Annotated in this window: 1 pseudogene; it reads left to right on the forward strand. The window is 53.2% G+C overall.

Annotated features, from left to right (window positions below):
* Positions 1 to 1006 (forward strand): annotated as a pseudogene (locus GHO03_RS24560) (IS3 family transposase); the annotation flags it as partial.
* Positions 1007 to 1024 lie beyond the last annotated feature (18 nt).

Below are 1024 nucleotides of genomic sequence, written 5' to 3' on the forward strand. Positions count from 1 at the left end.
CCCAGGAACAGCGCGTTGAGGAGGATGATCAGAGCGCTGAGGTTCGTCGTCTACGGGCCGAGCTGAAACGGGTGACGGAGGAGCGAGACATCTTAAAAAAGGCCGCCGCGTACTTTGCCAAGGAGTGCGGCTGAAGTACGCCTTTATTAAGCAGCAAGCGGGTCATTACGCGATTCGACGGCTTTGCCTGACGCTCAAGGTTCATCCCAGCGGCTACTACGCGTGGCTATCAGAACCAAAATCTGCGCGAGCCAAGGACGATCAGCGACTGCTTGGACTGATCAAACACTCCTGGTTGGAAAGCGGTGGTGTTTATGGCTATCGCAAGATCCATGATGACCTGCGAGAGGTTGGTGAGAGCTGTGGCCGTCACCGGGTAGCTAGGTTGATGCGCCTTGAAGGTTTACGTTCTCAGACTGGGTATCGACGGAGGCCGGGAAAATATGGCGGTAAACCAGCCGTTGCCTCACCGAACTTACTGAAGCGCCAATTCGATGTCAGAGAACCCAACAAAGTCTGGGTCACAGACATTACCTACATCCGAACATATGAAGGCTGGCTGTATTTGGCCGTGGTGCTCGATCTGTTTTCACGCCAGATCATTGGTTGGTCAATGAAGTCGCAGATGACCAGCGACGTAGCCATTGATGCACTGCTGATGGCGGTTTGGAGACGTAAGCCGAAGCAAGAGGTGATGATCCACTCGGATCAAGGCAGTCAGTACAGCAGCTCAGACTGGCGAAGCTTCTTGAAAGCTAACAACCTGGTAGCCAGCATGAGTCGTCGAGGTAACTGCCACGACAACGCTGTAGCGGAGAGCTTTTTCCAGCTGCTAAAGCGGGAGCGGATCAAGCGTAAAATCTACACTACACGCCAGGATGCTCGGGATGATGTGTTCGATTACATCGAGATGTTTTACAACCCAAAACGACGCCACAGTTTCAACAATCAGCTGTCACCGGTAGAGTTTGAAAAGCGTTACGCAGCGAGCCTGGAGAGTGTCTAGGAAACCCGGGGCGATTCA

Origin of the sequence: Pseudomonas sp. FSL R10-1339 (genome assembly GCF_009600545.1) — a bacterium.
Lineage (GTDB): Bacteria > Pseudomonadota > Gammaproteobacteria > Pseudomonadales > Pseudomonadaceae > Aquipseudomonas > Aquipseudomonas bubulae.